This is a genomic window from Coleofasciculus sp. H7-2 (assembly GCF_042747725.1).
Classification (GTDB): Bacteria; Cyanobacteriota; Cyanobacteriia; order Cyanobacteriales; family FACHB-T130; genus FACHB-T130.
In genome coordinates this window covers 33,717-49,598 of sequence record NZ_JBHZGO010000099.1, presented here as the reverse complement: position 1 = coordinate 49,598, position 15,882 = coordinate 33,717, and the positions used below count along the sequence as shown (strand labels likewise).

Sequence of the window (15,882 nt, the reverse complement as noted above, 5' to 3'; positions counted from 1 at the left end):
CATTCAAGAAGCTGGTCTATTTATCAAAAGAACGATCTAGCTAACTTCTCAGGACTTACGCAACATTACTACATCTGCCACCGCAACCACAGAGGGATTGAACCCGAAAAAACGCTATATGTATAAGCTTTGCGTAAGTCCTGTTCTGATACTAGGTTGCCCTGAGACATAGTAGGTTGGGTAGAGCGTAAGCGTTACCCAACTGCTTATATCTGAGAGCTGGCACCAGTTGCAATAACCCGCCAGGGGTTCAAACCCCACAGCTTATAGCTCAAGTCCACGAAACCTGGACTGGGGAATAATTTCAGTCCATTTCAATGGACTTGATTCTGTAAGCCCGGAACTTGAGTTCCGGGCGGGATTAGCGGCTTGTTGAGAATGGTGCAAGATGTCAGTTATATTTGGTTGGGTTGAGTACCGCTCGCCCAACCTACGCTTGAACAAGAACAACTTAGTATCAGTTCACACATCCCATCCTAAAGACTTCGCAACTTGATCTGCAAGAGTCATCGGGTCGAAAGGTTTCGCAATCACTGCCGTTACTCCTAGTTGAGCGAAACGGCGTTGGTCGGCAGCCTGCATTTTAGCAGTTAACAACAGCACGGGGATGTGCTGGGTTGCCGGATTGGCTTGCAGCTGTTGAAAAGTAGTTGTACCGTCCCAGTCGGGCATCATCACATCCAGAAGGATGGCGTCAAGTGGTTCAACTTCAGCCTTGGCAAGCCCTTCCCTCCCAGAACTCGCTGTCAAGACGTCCCAGCTGGCTACCATTTCTAAGCTCAGCTGAGCCACTTCCCGAATATCCTCTTCATCATCAATTACCAGGATGCGCTTCGTTGTCACTATTGCAGTTTTCCTTCCTGTTGGGAACCATCCGATTCAGCAAGGCAATGACGCGCCCTTCAAATTGTTCTGGAGTAATCCGACCTTTAGTGAGAAACTCGGTTTGTCCCAGCCGCAGCCGCTCTCGTTCAGCATTGTCCAAATCTTTAGCAGAATATACCACGATTGGGATTTGGCGCAGGCGATTTGTTAAGAGCAAAACCGCTTCGCTACCGCACTGACGCAGCCAATCTACTACAGCAAAACCATCGTACTCCGGCAGCACGATATCCAGCACTAGCAGATCGGGATTCATATTTGCTAATTTTTGGATTGCCTCGCGTCCGTTTTTAGCGTGGATAATTTCCAAACCGTGGCGCTCAAACCTAGCAATCAGTACCCGCGCGAGATCCAAGTCGTCTTCCACCAGCAAAACTCTGGCAACCTTTGCCTGTTGCAACGATTGCTCCAGTGCTTGAAATAATGATGCCTCATTCAGGGGTTTGCGAACCCAGCCGGTAAAATCAGGAGTGCGCGGCTTACCATCAGCTGAGTTTGCCCGAAGCGATACCGGAGGCGAAATGTCGTTGATTGTAGAATCCGCGCTGCCAACATCAGAAACGGCTGCATTTTCCATTGCAATTGTATTGGAAGCGATCGCATCAGACTGCTCAGACTGCTGCAACTGACCAAGATCGGTTTGCGGAAGGTCTATATCCAGCAGACTACTTAAAATCTTATTCTCTAAAGAAGATTTGAGGATATTACTTTCCTCTAGGGATAAAACGCTGAAAATGACGATCGGAATCTCTCTGGTATCTGGTTGCTGTTTCAAAACCGCCATTGTTTCCCAGCCGTTCATATCGGGCATAATCAGGTCGAGCAGAATCACGGCAGGCTGCTCCTGTAGCGCCAATTCTACTGCTTCTTGACCTGAGAAAGCCGTCTTGACTTGGTAGCCGCGCTGTTCTAGCAAAGTTTGTACTACCGCACAGACCGCAGGCTCATCATCGCACACCAGCACTAGAGAAGTACCCTGTGCATTGTCGGTGTCCAAAGGTAAGGGTACGGCATCGTACTGAGTATCTAGATGTTCTGCTGGATCTGTAGTTGCATTCCCCTGAGAGAGATTCTCCCGTTCATCCTCAGCATTCAGCACTCGTGTCTTACCGCTCAACAGTGGCAGTGTGAAGAAAAACGTACTGCCTTCATTCAGCGTACTTTCGACCCAGATACGACCTCCATGCTGTTGCACAATGCTGCGGCAGATGGCTAATCCCAGACCTGTGCCGCCTTTATCGCGCGAGTCAGAGGCATCAACTTGTTGGAATCGTTCAAAGACGCTTTCCAGCTTCTGTGCTGGAATCCCCCGTCCCTGATCTTTCACCTTGAACAATACCGTGAGGGTGAGAGGTTGAGGAGGTGAGGGAGTAAATTCTTCCCCTATTCCACGCTCCCCGGCTCCAGAAGCGATAAATTGCGTCTCTACAAGCTGCTCCCTTGCCGGTTGAATTTCAGCACTGAGATAGACGCTGCTGTTAGGAGGCGAGAATTTGATGGCATTGCTGAGTAGGTTCGTTAGGGTCTGGATGATCCGGTCAGGATCGGCGTACAGTTGGGCGGATGTGGGAGACACGGATAGGGTGACTCCTGCTTTGTCAGCCATTGTCCGCATCACTTCGGATGCCTGAAGCATCAGAGTTGCGGCATCGCAAATCTGATGCTCCATCGCCACCTGACCCGACTCAATGCGCTCAATATCGAGGATGTCGTTAATCAGGCGCACTAAACGGTCGGTATTCGAGACGGCAATCTCCAGCATCCGTTGAGCCTTTTCAGGTTTAGCAGTGAGCAGACCCCCTGCCAGCAAGCCGAGGGCACCGCGAATCGAGGTTAGGGGCGTCCGCAGTTCGTGGCTGACGATGGAGACAAACTCATCTTTGAGGCGTTCTACGGCGCGGCGATCGCTAATGTCACGGGCGATCGCTGAGGCACCCGTAACCTGACCCGTCCGATTCTTGATTGGAGAGATCGCGATCGCCACATCAATTTGCTTGTTGTCTTTTCTAAGACGCACGGTTTCATAAGGGGGGATGCGTTCTCCCCGCTTGATTCTTGCCAAAATTGACGGCATCTCATTGAGATGGTCGGATGTCAGCAGAATCGAGATTGACTGCCCCTTGACTTCTTGGGCGGTATAGCCATAGATCCGTTCAGCCGCAGAGTTCCAGCTGGTAATGGTTCCATCCAGTGTTTTGCCCACGATCGCATCCTCTGAAGACTCGACAATCGAGGCTACTTGCGATAAAGCTTCTTCCCCCCGTTTGCGCTCAGTGATATCTCGCAAAATCACGGTAAATATTTTTTCTCCAGCTAATTCCAGCTTAGAAATCGAAGCTTCCGCCGGAAACTCCATACCATCTTTACGCTGCCCAAAAACCTCGCGGCGCTCTCCCATTTTCCGTGCTGTACCCTTAGAGGTGCCAAAATTATGAATATGCTGACGGTGAGCGATCGCAGTCTGCTTTGGCAGCAGCAAATCCAAGGACTGACCGATTACCTCACTCGCGGTATAGCCAAAGATTTTTTCCGCACCCTGGTTAAATAAGGTAATTTGTTGAGTTTCGTCTACCGAGATAATTGCATCCTCAGCAATATCCAAAATCCCAGCCAGCCGCGCTTGCGATGCCTTTCTCGCCTCCTCTGCCAACTTGCGCTGCGTGATGTCTTGAATCTGAGCATTAAAATAGAATGGTTCACCCTTGACATCATGCACCAGCGACCCGCTCAAGAAAATCCATACAATGTGTCCCTGTTTGTGGAGGTATCGCTTCTCCAGGTTGTAATGGCGAATCTCGCCAGCCAGCATTTGGTGCATATATTCCAGATCGGTTTCCAAATCGTCTGGATGCGTAATCGCCTGGAAGTTCGTAGCCAGTAATTCTTGCTCCGCATAGCCAACAATCTTGCATAAAGAACGATTGACTTCCAGCCAGCGCCCATCTGTTGCCACCAGCGCCATTCCTACCGCCGCATAGTCAAAGGCACTCTTGAATCGCTCTTCGCTAGCTTGCAGCGCCGCCTCTGTCTGCAAGCGGTAAGCGATTTGGTTTTCCAGTTCTCGGTTAGTTGCCTCTAGTACAGCTGGACTTGGGAGAGCAAGCGCTTTAGGAACCAATGGCACCAGAGACGCAGCAGTATACACCGAAACTAATGCGGTAATTGCTTTGAGGAACCCCGACAGCCAATAAGTAGGATGCCAAAGCGTCCAAATCTCCATGACATGGGTGGTACCACAGGCGATGATAAACGACCCAAATAGCAGAAAAATCCAGTCAAATGGGAGATCCTGACGCTTTCGGACAAAGTAGAACAGCGTCACTGGGATCGAATAATAAGCAAGGGCAATCAGAGAATCGGACACGATATGAAGCCACACCAAATCTGGCTTCCAGAGGTAGCAATGTCCGTGGGGGATAAACCCTCCTGAAGTAAAAAAGATGTTCAAAAATTCCAGCATCAAGCCTATTTCCTTACCAGCCTGAGTCTACTTTAAGGTAAATTTTCTGACAGGGTGATAAGAAGCGCTGAGATGAGATTTTATTAACCCCCGTTACCTTCCTTGGTAATCCTATTTTGTTTGACCGTTGCCATGTTTGAATTTCTGAAGCTACCGATTGGTAGAGACGAGGATAATTGCAAGTCTTCTACAATCCAAAATTCAAAATCCTATAGCAATCCTATTTTAGTTGTGAGTTGCCAGCAGTTCAGATCCCCGACTTCTCTTACGAAGTCGGGGATCTCATTTTCTGTAGCAGCAATCTTGAAATTCAACGAGACTAACGAGTGCTGGCGTTGCTAGCACCACCGAGCGAAGCATAGCCAAAGGTTGCATTTGCCATACGACACCAGATGACGACAGATTTGAAATTTGCCAGGTTAATAGCAGCAGGAATCGGGTAGCGCTGAGCGCCGCTAACTTTTTGGAGTTTGCCTAGGTTTATGAAACGGTTTTGGTTTTGATACGTCTGCGGCGGCTTTTCAGAAGTGTCTAGAATAACATGAAGATCCGGCCCTTGTTCGCTCGTCTTAAAAGCAGCATTAAATTCTAAGTAGCGTTGTCCATTTTCTGTAACAATACGAGCGGTTCCAGAGGTGGGCTGTTCTGCGGCAACAAAGGTGCCAGAGCGAGTTGTGGGGCGAGTTTGCGCTACAGCAATTCCATTTGATGTAAAAGTTGGACTGACGGCTTTAAATAGTGGGATTTCTGTCAGTCCTGTAGCAACAGAAGTTACCAGGAACGTCATCCCTAGTATTGCTAAGTGGTTTAGCTTCATGATTTTTAATCCTTGATACAACATTTGGCTCTGTCAGTCTCTATCTCAGACTTAAAAAAAATTATTGCTCAAGAAATTAGGGTTTAGATGATTTTATCTTTAGAGATGGCGTTTAAAATGCTGATATTTAACTGAGGAATTTTTTAGATACTTTCTAGGTAAATTAATCTGATTCTCAGGATAAACTCATTCTGCTGCTAGAGGCGTGTATAGCATTCCTAACTGACTTATAAATTTTCTCTGTATTTCTTTCCTCTGCGTCCTCTGCGTCCTCTGCGGTTCGTTAAAAAAGACTATTTTACAAATCAAATACAATTGCTATAGCCTTGAATATTCTATTAATAGCGTCTGGCAACAGCACTATAGAGGCTCAGCTAATGAAGAGTAAAATAAGAGATATTTGTCACTTAAAATTGTTTACATGGGTAGGGTTAGGAGTCATATTATTGAATATAGCTTTTAGCAAAGGTGCGTTTGCCAATCAGTATATGAATCCGGAAGACATTCGGATAGCGATCGCGATCGCTAGAGATGCCTGGATTGCTCGTGACGCCGAGGCTCTAGCGGCACTGTTTGCGCCCGACGGTGAAATCATCGTACCGGGTCAACGATGGCAGGGACAAGAGAGAATTCGGCAAGAAGTCACTCATTTTGCTCAGCAGTATTCAGATGTAAGAATTGAGATTCCGCAGATTATCGTTGATGGCGATCGCGCAGTAGTCGAGTGGTATTACGAAGATCCTGAAAATGCAACTGGTCGTCGTAACAAAGCCGATGATGTCATTGTTATTAATTTCAAAGAGGGTCGGATTAGTCGCTGGCGTGAATATTTTGATACTGAAACACCTAAGCTAAGAAGGCAATAATTGATTCTATCAGAAACTTAAATCAGGTGGGGCAACAATGAGCGACGAGCAAGAGGTATTAGCAGCAAATCAGGCTTTCTATCGAGCTTTTGAGAAAAAAGACATCAATGCGATGAGTGCGATCTGTTCGCAGGGAACAGGTACTCTTTGTATACACCCCGGACGCAAAGCACTTAAAGGGGGGAAGGAAATTCGCTCTTCCTGGGAGCAGATATTTAAAAACACCAGTTACATCGAAATAGAAACAGAAATTATCGCTACAGAAATTCGAGATAATATTGCCTACGTCGTGCTTGTCGAAAATGTGTTTCAAGTCAGTGGTGGCAGAAGAGTTAAAGCACAATCGATGGCGACGAATATTTTTGAGCGAATGGCACAAAAGTGGTATTTAGTCCATCACCACGGGAGTCCTTTAATGCGTTAATAAATTTCGCGTATCTTCAGTGCAACTATCGCCTCTTATCTAGATTTAGTTGTTCTGTTTAGCGGTTGTTTAGGTAGCGATCGCACTTCAATTTCGCACTCAAATAATAAGCGATCGCATTCTAGTATTTTCGTGACGCAGAGCGAGGAGTTATGATCTAAAGGGAAGTTTGTATAGGCTGAATCTTATGAGTGTCAATTTTTTAACTTCTTCTGAAGGCAACTTGACTAAGTTGACCTATCCTGTATTGATTGAAGCCCAAAAACAAGGTAGCTATATGGCAAGTGTGTTGGGTTTGCCAGACTGCACTACTTTTGGTGCTACCCGCGAAGCAGCGCTAACAAATCTACGTCAGCTTTTAACAGCGCGTCTAGAAAAGGCGGAAATAGTTTCTTTGGAAATTGAATTGCCTAAACCCGAACATCCTTGGATGAAGTTTGCGGGAATGTTTAAGGACGATCCGAAATTTGATGAAATGCTGGAGGATATAAAAGCCCTTCGTCGCGAACGTGATGAGGAAATGGAAGCCTACTATCAGCAACTTGATGCCGAAAATGAGGATAAATGAGTTTGTGGGTACTTGATACAGATATTGTTTCGCTTTTTCAACAAGGACATCTACTTGTAAACCAGCGTGTTAATGCAGTCAATCCGGAAGAGATTGGTGTCACAATTATTACAGTCGAAGAACAAATGTATGGACGGCTTAATAGTATCAGGCGGGCTAACTCACCAGAGGCGTTGATATCAGCTTATGCAAGGTTGGCGGCTACCTTAAATTACTTCAGAACTGTCAACTTGCTTGATTTTGACCAAGATGCTGGCAATTGTTATGCAGAATTGGTTCGTCAACGAGTCCGGATTGGCACGCAAGATTTACGGATTGCTGCTATTGCGATTTCGAGGAATGGTATCTTGGTTACGCGCAATCGGCAGGATTTTGCACGGATTCCTAGTCTGAATTTAGAAGATTGGACAATAGATGAATTGAGTTAGGAAAGGTAGCAATCGCTATTGCTTGAGTTTAGACGCGATCGCTCTTGAATTTGAGTATGGGGATAATGGATGCGAGCGCATTTCAATTTCTTACAGAAATCAGCGGCGATTGATATTTGATTAAATTACTAATAGTGTTGTAGTTAATTTGATAGTTAGCTAGCTTATCTTTAGCCTTAGTCGCAACAAATGTACCTTGCGGAATGGTATTTAATAAGTTAATTGCCTGCTGCAATTTGGACTGAGCATTCTGCCAGTTTTCTACAGGATGTGGTGGGTTTTGAACCATAAGGGCAGCTTCCCAGGCCAATTTTTGGGCAGCTTCCAGATTTGCTGCTGCCTTCTGTTCAGTTACGAGTCTGTTACTAATAGTAGTATAGTTAGTTTGATAGGTAATAAGCTTTTCCTTAGCCTGAGTAGAAATAGAAGAATCCTCTGGAATCGCTTCTAATAACTTGACTGCTTCTTGCCATTTGACTGTTGATTGCTGCCAAACTTCTAGGGGATGAGGTGCGTTTTGAACCATATTAGCTGCTTCTATAGCTAATTTCTGGGCAGTTTCCCAATTTGCCACTGCTTGTTCTGGTTTAGGATTCGGTTTATGCTCCCCAGGATTTACAGGAATAGCTACGTTTGCTGTCACCTGCTGACTTTGCGGGAACTGAAACCAGGTTTTCCATCCTACATAACCTAAAACTGCCACAATTGATGTCGCCAATAGAATTTTTACGCGATGGCAATTTTTTGCAGGTTCTGCCTCCGTGTAACTATATTTTTTTACCTCCACAGGTATTTTTTGCGCTTGTTGCTGGAGTTCATCTTGTTGCCGACGTTTTTGTTTTTCAAGCTGTTTTAGAGATTCTTCTACCTGTCCTCTTAGTTTGTTAGCTTTGTCAACTAAAGCATCAGTTTTGTGTTTGAGAGCTTCACAATCATTAAAAATACTTGCGGCTGTTGTCACCTGATCAGCATGAGATAAGATAAGACCTTCCTCATCATCAACCCAGTCTATGGCAAAAATAGACTTTCCGAAGTAAAATACAAAAGCTTTTATGCGATCGCTAAGCTCGACATTTAGTTCTAAATTTTGTATAAGATTATCCAGTTTAGGCTGTAGCTGCCTTAACTGATCTTGGGCTGCCTTTACTTGCTGAATGTGCCGCTTCAAAGCTAATTCATCATCAAATTCTAAGTAAATTCTTAAATTTTCATCGATTTGTCTTACTTGTTCCGTTAAACTTAGCGATTTTCTTTCTTGTTTGATGATCTTTAATAATTCAGAATCACCTTCATCAAGAGTCTATAAAACAGAATTTTTTCATCCTTCAGCTTCAGGACTTACGCAACATCACCACATCTGCTACCGCAACCACAGGGGGATTGCCCCTAACTCTATATGTATAAGCTTTGCGTAAGTCCTGAGCCTTTTCGAGATGTACCAGTGCGTTGTAGTCGAGAACACCTCGATCTCTTGAAAATTAGATCGTGCGCTTACGTGCTGTCTCGACTAATGCCTGAAAGATGCGTTGCTGATAAGGATCGTGGAGAGCGAGTTCTGGATGCCACTGAAGCGCGATCGCCCAAGGATGGTGTTCGTGTTCCATCGCTTCAATTACGCCATCAGAAGCGCGTGCCGTAACCCGCCACCCAGACGGTACTGTCCGCACAGCTTGATGATGCCACGAGACTATCTGCGGCTCTGTGATGCCAATCATTGCAGCGAGGTGACTGTCGGGATCAATTTGCACGCGATGTTCGCAGAAGCGAGACTGATGGGTGCGGTGCGCGATCGCGTCCCCAAATTCATCCGGCAGATGCAGCACCAAGTTGCCACCTGTTGCGACTACCAAAATTTCTAAACCGCGACAAATACCCAAGACTGGGATATCTGTATCTAAAACCAGCTTGGCTAAGGCTAGCTCAAAGGTATCGCGCTGACGATCGACGTTATAAACGGTGGGATGGGATGAGTCGTTGTAAATAGCGGGGTCAATATCACCCCCGCCAGAGAAGATCAAACCATCAATTCTTTCTAAGATGGCTGCGGGATCGGGTTCTCCCGGTGGCAGCAACATCGGTAAGCCACCCGCTAAGCGCACTGCCTCTACATAGTCGCCTCTGATGCTAAACAGGCGCGTATCCATCTGACCAGCGGTAGTAATTCCAATGAGTGGCGGCTTAGATTTCATTTCCTGATGTTAGCAGTTGATTCAGGCGATCGCTCTGGCTCCGTAACCTCAGCATTGTGAGATTCTATCGCTGATGCTGGTAATGCGACTGGTACAAGATGTGAGTTGGATGCACAGTTGACTCAACGTTACAGCGGCGAAGCCAAGCCGGAACATCATCCCTACTGTTTGGGTTGCCAGGAAAGTTGATATTTGTGAATATTCCCTAGGGAGTAATCGAACCAGATTAAATTTAGGTTAAGGTAACATCAACAAGAGATTTTGAAATTAAGACTCAATGTCATAAAAAGATAGCCATGACCAATCCTGACCAAGTGAGCAAAAACAGCTTTCTTTCCCCTCAAAGTCGCTACTACGGCTCATTTACACCCGAACATCTCGCTTTTAATGCCAATTTGCAAGAATTTGCTCACAAAGTTGGCTACATTTCTGCTCTAGAAACCGGAGGCAAGCTTGCTCCCGAACAAGCATACGAACAAGTGAAGCGTCTCTGGAAGCAGTTGAAGCAGAGCAAGAAGGCACTCTCGATTGGTGGAGATCGACCCTCAGAAACAAGAGAGTTTTTTTGAGAGTAACATCTTAAATAAAACTGATACAAGTGGGTTGAGCAATGGAATTGCTGCACACCATTTTTGTTGTCATACCGTCGTTGAATAGTTAGATAGGAACTGATGACAAAAGTGTTAGTGATTGAAGATGAAGAAGTCATCCGTGAGAGCATCCTAGACATCCTGATTGAAGGAGAATTTATTGCCATTGGTGCTGAAAATGGTAGCATCGGAGTGCAATTGGCAAAAGAATTTCTTCCCGATCTGATTTTATGTGATGTTAGAATGCCAGAACTTGATGGGTACGAAGTTCTCAGAGCGCTTCGTTCTGACCCAATTACAGCCACAATTCCCTTCATCTTTCTCACGGCTGATACGACTCAAAACTTCTTTCGCCAAGGGCAACTCTTAGGTGCAAACGGTTATCTTACTAAACCGTTTACAACTGCCTCACTTCTAGAAGCGATCGCTACCCATCTGAGAAAATAATCCGAATTTCTCGTTCTCAGGCAGATGCTTGGGAATGCATACTTGAATTTCTTACCAAAGGAGGAGGCGGAGCATCCTTTTTTCTTGTTACCAGGTAGCAGTGAGTAAACGAGGAAAGTTTGGGATAAAAAAGCGGCTATTTCTCATTGCTTTGCGATCGCGCCTGTAGATCAACGCATACTTGTAGAGAGTGTGCAGGAAGCAACGCCGTGGAAAAAACGGAAAAACAGAAGATGCTGGCAGGTGAGCTATATCTAGCCTCTGACCCGGAACTAGCTGCTGAGAACAAGCGGGCGTGTCGTCTATTAAGAATGTACAACGCTACAACTGAGGAAGAGCTATTGCGATCGCAAATTCTCAACGACTTGTTCGCTCAGGTAGGAGTGAAGGTTCAAATTGTACCTCCTTTTCATTGCGACTACGGCAGCAATATTTACGCTGGCAACGGGTTGTACATGAATTATGGATGCATAATTCTAGACTGTAATACCGTTCATATCGGTGACAATGTCTTGTGCGGCCCTTACGTGCAAATTTACACCGCCGATCATCCAACCGATCCCGAAATCCGTCAAACTGGTCTGGAACTCGCTGCACCGATTAAGATTGGCAATAATGTCTGGATTGGAGGCGGCGCTATCATTTGTCCAGGGGTGACAATTGGCGACAACACCACAATTGGAGCTGGTAGTGTTGTTGTTAAAGATATTCCTGAAAATGTCGTGGCTGCTGGCAATCCCTGTCGCATCATTCGACCGTTAACTTAAGTTTTTCCTGAGTTTAATTAGAAAATTGTTAATAATTTAACAGTACTATGACTCCAGAAGAAAAAAGATTAAAAGAAGACCGCGATCGCCAAGCTCATTGGCGGCGATGGGGGTCTTATTTGAGCGAGCGACAGTGGGGAACGGTGAGAGAAGATTATAGTCCTGATGGCTCAGCTTGGGACTATTTTACTCACGATCAGGCTCGTTCCCGCGCTTATCGCTGGGGAGAAGATGGGATTGCCGGAATTTCGGATAACCATCAGCGACTTTGTTTTGCGATCGCGCTTTGGAATGGGGCAGATCCAATACTTAAAGAAAGGCTTTTTGGCTTAACCGGAAACGAAGGAAATCATGGGGAAGATGTCAAGGAACAATACTTCTATCTTGACAACACCCCCACCCATTCTTACATGAAATGTCTCTATAAATATCCACAACAAGCCTTTCCTTATTCCCAACTCGTTGAAGAAAATAAGTGTAGAGGTTATCAAGACCGAGAATTTGAATTACTCGATACTGGAGTGTTTGATTCCGACGCCTACTTCGATATTTTTGTCGAGTATGCCAAGAATTCACCGGAGGACATCTTAATTCAAATCAGTGCTGTCAACCGAGGAACGGAAGAGAAAACTCTGCATCTTCTGCCAACCCTCTGGTTTCGCAATACATGGTCTTGGAATAATTCTCAAGAGAAGCCTATAATTAAACAGCTCAAAAGTGACAATAATCTGAGTATTTTAGAAGCTACTGAAGCCACGCTGGGCGAACGCTGGCTTTATTGTGAGGGAAACCAAGGCGAGGAAACGCCTCCTCTATTATTGTTCACAGAAAATGAAACGAATCGGGAAAGATTATTTGGGGTAAGTAATCCCTCTCCCTACGTAAAAGATGGAATTAATAATTATATTGTAAACGGTCAAAAAGATGCTGTAAATCCTAATCAAATAGGAACTAAAGTTGCCGCAGATTATATATTAAAAATTGGTGCAGGCGAAACCAAAGTCATTCGACTACGGCTAAGTGACTTTCCCGACTTTACAGAACCATTTGGCGTTGATTTCGACACGATTTTTCAAAATCGCCAACGCGAAGCTGATGAATTTTACGAACAAGTTTCTTCTCCGTGTTCTCTAACGGAAGACAGGCGAAATGTGCAACGACAAGCTTTCGCTGGAATGTTGTGGAATAAGCAATTTTATTACTACGTTGTAGAGGAATGGTTAAAAGGTGATGCGATTAATCCGTCACCAAAGTCGCGCCAAACCATTAGAAATTATGAGTGGATTCATCTTTTCAATGATGACATTATTTCTATGCCGGACAAATGGGAATATCCTTGGTTTGCTACCTGGGATTTAGCATTTCATGTCATCCCGCTGGCAACGATCGATCCTGATTTTGCCAAGCGGCAACTCGATAGATTGACGCGGGAATGGTATATGCATCCCAACGGTCAATTGCCAGCCTATGAATGGGATTTCAGCGATGGTAATCCGCCCGTTCATGCTTGGGCAGCGTTCCGCATTTACAAGATTGAACAAAAAATGTATGGTGGCGCTGATAAGAAGTTTTTAGAGCGCGTGTTTCAAAAGTTACTGCTCAATTTTACCTGGTGGGTGAACCGCAAAGATATCGGGGGTAAAAATGTATTTCAGGGCGGTTTTTTAGGAATGGATAACATTGGTGTCTTCGACAGAAATGTGGAACTTCCTACAGGAGGAAACTTAGAACAGTCGGATGGTACAAGTTGGATGGGAATGTACTGTCTAAATATGCTAGCGATCGCGCTAGAGTTGGCACCGGAAAATTCCGCTTACGAAGATATCGCCAGCAAGTTTTTTGAACACTTCCTTTATATCGCTGATGCGATGAACTGTATGGGGGAAGCAGAGACATCTCTGTGGGATGAAGCTGATGGTTTTTACTACGATATGCTGCATTTACCCGATGGTAGCTATTTGCCACTAAAAGTGCGTTCAATGGTAGGGCTGATTCCCCTATTAGCAGTTGCTACTATCGAACCAGAAATGTTGGAGAAGCTTCCAGGTTTTAAACAACGAATGCAATGGTTTATTCAAAATCGCCCTAACCTGAAACAAAATGTCGCGTGTATGGAAACGCCAGGGGTTGGTGCTAGAAGATTACTGGCGATCGCTTATCGAGATAAACTCCGCCGGATCTTAGAGAAGATGCTCGATGAAAACGAATTCTTAAGCCCCTATGGCATTCGTTCCGTTTCAAAATTTCATGCGGACAATCCCTACATTTTCCGGGTAAATGGGGAGCAATACCGGGTAGATTACGAACCCGCAGAATCCAGCACCGGCTTATTTGGGGGGAATTCCAACTGGCGCGGTCCCATTTGGTTTCCGATTAATTATTTAATTATTGAAGCTCTCCAAAAATTTCATTACTACCTGGGTGATGATTTTCAAGTCGAATGTCCCACAGGTTCTGGTCAAATGATGAATCTCTGGGAAGTCGCCACAGAATTGTCGCAAAGGCTAATCCGAATTTTCCTTCAGGATGAATCAGGTAAACGTCCGGTTTATGGCGATTTGGAAATTTTTCAAAACAACCCCCATTGGCGCGATTTAATTCTGTTCCATGAATATTTTCAGGGCGATAACGGTGCAGGACTTGGCGCTAGCCATCAAACTGGCTGGACAGGCATCGTCGCCAAACTCATCCAGCAATGCGGCGAATACTGCGGACAAAATCAAGCTTCCAAACCCACTCAAAAATAGACTCAACGGTAAACTATCATCAGTAGCAGTGTGATTCAGCTTACCACTGCAAACTGGACGGGCAAAGTGTTGGGAATCGGGAAACTGGGTAAACCAGAATTCAAGGCTGGAGTCAAATGGTTAGCTTGGTCAGCAGGTCTAGCAGTAGCAAGCTTAGGGGGTTGGCTAGTTTATGGGTTGCTGCTAAATCGCTCCGGCGATCCGGTGGCGGTGCGTTTAGTAAAAGTAGAGCGAGGCACCGTTGAGAACACGATCAATGAAAGCGGAGTCGTTGAATTGAGCGGTCAGCAAACCCTGAAATCCCCAGCAGAAAGCGCTGTGGAGCGGGTGTTAGTGCAACTTGGCGATCGCGTTCAAGCCGGTCAAAAACTCATCGTTCTGCGCGACACCAAGCAAGAAACGAGCCTCGACGCCCAGCAGTTGGAGATTAAGAAACAGGAACTCGCTTTAGCACGCAGTCGCCAGAAAGTTGTAGAAGCCCAGGAAAAGTTAAAAACTGCCCAAAGAGAACTCCAAAATCGGATCGATCAGCAGGCGGAGATTCGGAAACAAGAACTCAGCATCAAACGCAATCAGCAGAAAATTGCCGAAGCTCAGGAAAAGCTAACTGCTGCCCAACAGGAACTCAAGCAGCTGCAAGCTTTGGCTGAAAAGGGCTTCATTCCAGCCAACGAACTCCAGGATCAGCAAGAAAACGTCCGCGATACCCAGTCTGCTCTCCGGGACGCTCAGTTAGAAGCGAGTACGAGTAGCCTGGAACTCCAGAACCTTCAGCAGCAGCGTCAAACTGACCAGCAGCAAATCTTAGACAAGGTGGCAACTGCACAAGCTGAACTGCGGCAGGCGCAATTAGAAGTGGATACTACAAGTCGGGATATCCAGGTGAAGGTGCTGGAAATCAAAAATCTTCAGCAGCAACTCCAAAACAACATCGTCACTGCACCCATTGGTGGCAAAGTTCTCAACATCATGGTCAAGAATGGGAATGGGGTCAATATAGGGGATGAGCTGTTGACTTTGGGCGATCCGACACAAGAGTTAGTGAAACTCAATCTTTCCACGCTCAATGCCGCCAAAGTGAAGAACAACCAACTTGTCCGCATTAGTGTGATTGGCCCCGATGCCAAGAAATTCACCGGACGAGTGCAAAGCTTGTATCCCCAAGCGATCGCATCTAGCAGCAGCGAGCAGGAAAGCCAATCTGGGCAAGTCACTGTGCCTGCAATCGTCAAGCTTGACCAACCCACCCGCACATTAATTCCTAGCAGCCAAGTCAGCGTCGAAATCATTTTGCAGCAGCGCCAGAACGTAGTGGTTTTGAATACGGAAGCCATACAGCGCTCTAGTCCTAAACCCTTTGTCTGGGTGCGAGACTCTCAAAGCAAGGCGCAAAAACGGGACTTATCTTTGGGGCTAGAGGGATTAACGACCGTGGAAGTAACTTCGGGCTTGCAACCGGGCGACTCAGTAGTGCTGCCCCCGCCTGATGCTTCCCTAGAGCCAGGAACGCCCGTCATTGCCCAAGATAAATTAGAAAGAAGAATCAGAAGAAATCGGTAATTGGTAATTGGTAATTGGTAATTGGTAATTGGTAATTGGTAATTGGTAATTGGTAATTGGTAATTGGTAATTGGTAATTGGTAATTGGTAATTGGTAATTGGTAATTGGTAATTGGTAATTGGTAATTTTTAATTAA

The 15,882-nt window shown here is 45.6% G+C and carries 14 protein-coding genes; 9 read left to right on the top strand and 5 right to left on the bottom strand.

Translation table 11 applies throughout. From position 1 onward, the window contains the following. Window positions 1-462: 462 nt before the first annotated feature. The 3 genes from ACFW2W_RS19810 to ACFW2W_RS19800 form a co-directional block, all read right to left on the bottom strand. Window positions 463-843 carry a response regulator gene (locus tag ACFW2W_RS19810; protein ID WP_378182074.1) on the bottom strand — a complete coding sequence of 127 codons (381 nt, stop codon included), beginning with the start codon at window positions 841-843 and terminating at the stop codon, window positions 463-465. Beyond that, window positions 815-4,342: a PAS domain S-box protein gene (locus tag ACFW2W_RS19805; protein WP_378182071.1), complete on the bottom strand. Its 3,528-nt coding sequence runs from the start codon at window positions 4,340-4,342 to the stop codon at window positions 815-817. The genes ACFW2W_RS19810 and ACFW2W_RS19805 overlap by 29 nt, the downstream gene beginning before the upstream one ends. Window positions 4,343-4,661: 319 nt before the next feature. Then, a complete protein-coding gene (locus ACFW2W_RS19800; protein ID WP_378182068.1) occupies window positions 4,662-5,159 on the bottom strand; it encodes a DM13 domain-containing protein in 498 nt (165 codons plus the stop codon). Window positions 5,160-5,605: 446 nt separating this feature from the next. On the opposite strand from ACFW2W_RS19800, the gene ACFW2W_RS19795 reads away from it, so the two are divergent. The 4 genes from ACFW2W_RS19795 (at window position 5,606) to ACFW2W_RS19780 (ending at window position 7,445) form a co-directional block, all read left to right on the top strand. After that, window positions 5,606-6,025, top strand: coding sequence for a nuclear transport factor 2 family protein (locus ACFW2W_RS19795; RefSeq protein WP_378182065.1), 420 nt, complete (start codon window positions 5,606-5,608; stop codon window positions 6,023-6,025). 37 nt (window positions 6,026-6,062) lie between these two features. Continuing rightward, window positions 6,063-6,449: a nuclear transport factor 2 family protein gene (locus ACFW2W_RS19790; protein ID WP_378182062.1), complete on the top strand. Its 387-nt coding sequence runs from the start codon at window positions 6,063-6,065 to the stop codon at window positions 6,447-6,449. A gap of 187 nt (window positions 6,450-6,636) precedes the next feature. Then, window positions 6,637-7,017, top strand: a complete 381-nt coding sequence (locus tag ACFW2W_RS19785; protein WP_378182059.1) for a type II toxin-antitoxin system HicB family antitoxin — start codon at window positions 6,637-6,639, stop codon at window positions 7,015-7,017. Beyond that, the gene (locus ACFW2W_RS19780) at window positions 7,014-7,445 is read left to right on the top strand and encodes a type II toxin-antitoxin system VapC family toxin (protein ID WP_378182056.1); all 432 of its coding nucleotides are present in this window, start codon (window positions 7,014-7,016) and stop codon (window positions 7,443-7,445) included. Before ACFW2W_RS19785 ends, ACFW2W_RS19780 begins: the two co-directional genes overlap by 4 nt. Before the next feature lie 82 nt (window positions 7,446-7,527). Here ACFW2W_RS19780 and ACFW2W_RS19775 read toward each other — a convergent pair whose 3' ends face one another. After that, window positions 7,528-8,613, bottom strand: a complete 1,086-nt coding sequence (locus ACFW2W_RS19775; protein WP_378182053.1) for a hypothetical protein — start codon at window positions 8,611-8,613, stop codon at window positions 7,528-7,530. A 310-nt stretch (window positions 8,614-8,923) separates the two neighbouring features. Then, window positions 8,924-9,634 (bottom strand): gamma-glutamyl-gamma-aminobutyrate hydrolase family protein, encoded by a 711-nt coding sequence (locus tag ACFW2W_RS19770; protein WP_378182050.1) that lies wholly within the window; start codon window positions 9,632-9,634, stop codon window positions 8,924-8,926. Window positions 9,635-9,930: 296 nt separating this feature from the next. Here ACFW2W_RS19770 and ACFW2W_RS19765 point away from each other — a divergent pair, with 296 nt between their 5' ends. From ACFW2W_RS19765 to ACFW2W_RS19745, 5 genes are all read left to right on the top strand, one after another. Further along, the gene (locus ACFW2W_RS19765) at window positions 9,931-10,203 is read left to right on the top strand and encodes a hypothetical protein (protein ID WP_378182047.1); all 273 of its coding nucleotides are present in this window, start codon (window positions 9,931-9,933) and stop codon (window positions 10,201-10,203) included. Window positions 10,204-10,305: 102 nt separating this feature from the next. After that, window positions 10,306-10,671 (top strand): response regulator, encoded by a 366-nt coding sequence (locus ACFW2W_RS19760; protein ID WP_378182044.1) that lies wholly within the window; start codon window positions 10,306-10,308, stop codon window positions 10,669-10,671. Window positions 10,672-10,880: 209 nt separating this feature from the next. Further along, window positions 10,881-11,438, top strand: coding sequence for a sugar O-acetyltransferase (locus ACFW2W_RS19755; protein WP_378182041.1), 558 nt, complete (start codon window positions 10,881-10,883; stop codon window positions 11,436-11,438). A gap of 47 nt (window positions 11,439-11,485) precedes the next feature. Continuing rightward, on the top strand, window positions 11,486-14,185 hold the full coding sequence (locus ACFW2W_RS19750) for a glucosidase (protein WP_378182038.1): 2,700 nt from the start codon (window positions 11,486-11,488) through the stop codon (window positions 14,183-14,185). Between the two features lie 30 nt (window positions 14,186-14,215). Next, entirely contained in the window at window positions 14,216-15,745 is a 1,530-nt protein-coding gene (locus tag ACFW2W_RS19745; protein ID WP_378182035.1) for an efflux RND transporter periplasmic adaptor subunit, read from the top strand. Window positions 15,746-15,882 lie beyond the last annotated feature (137 nt).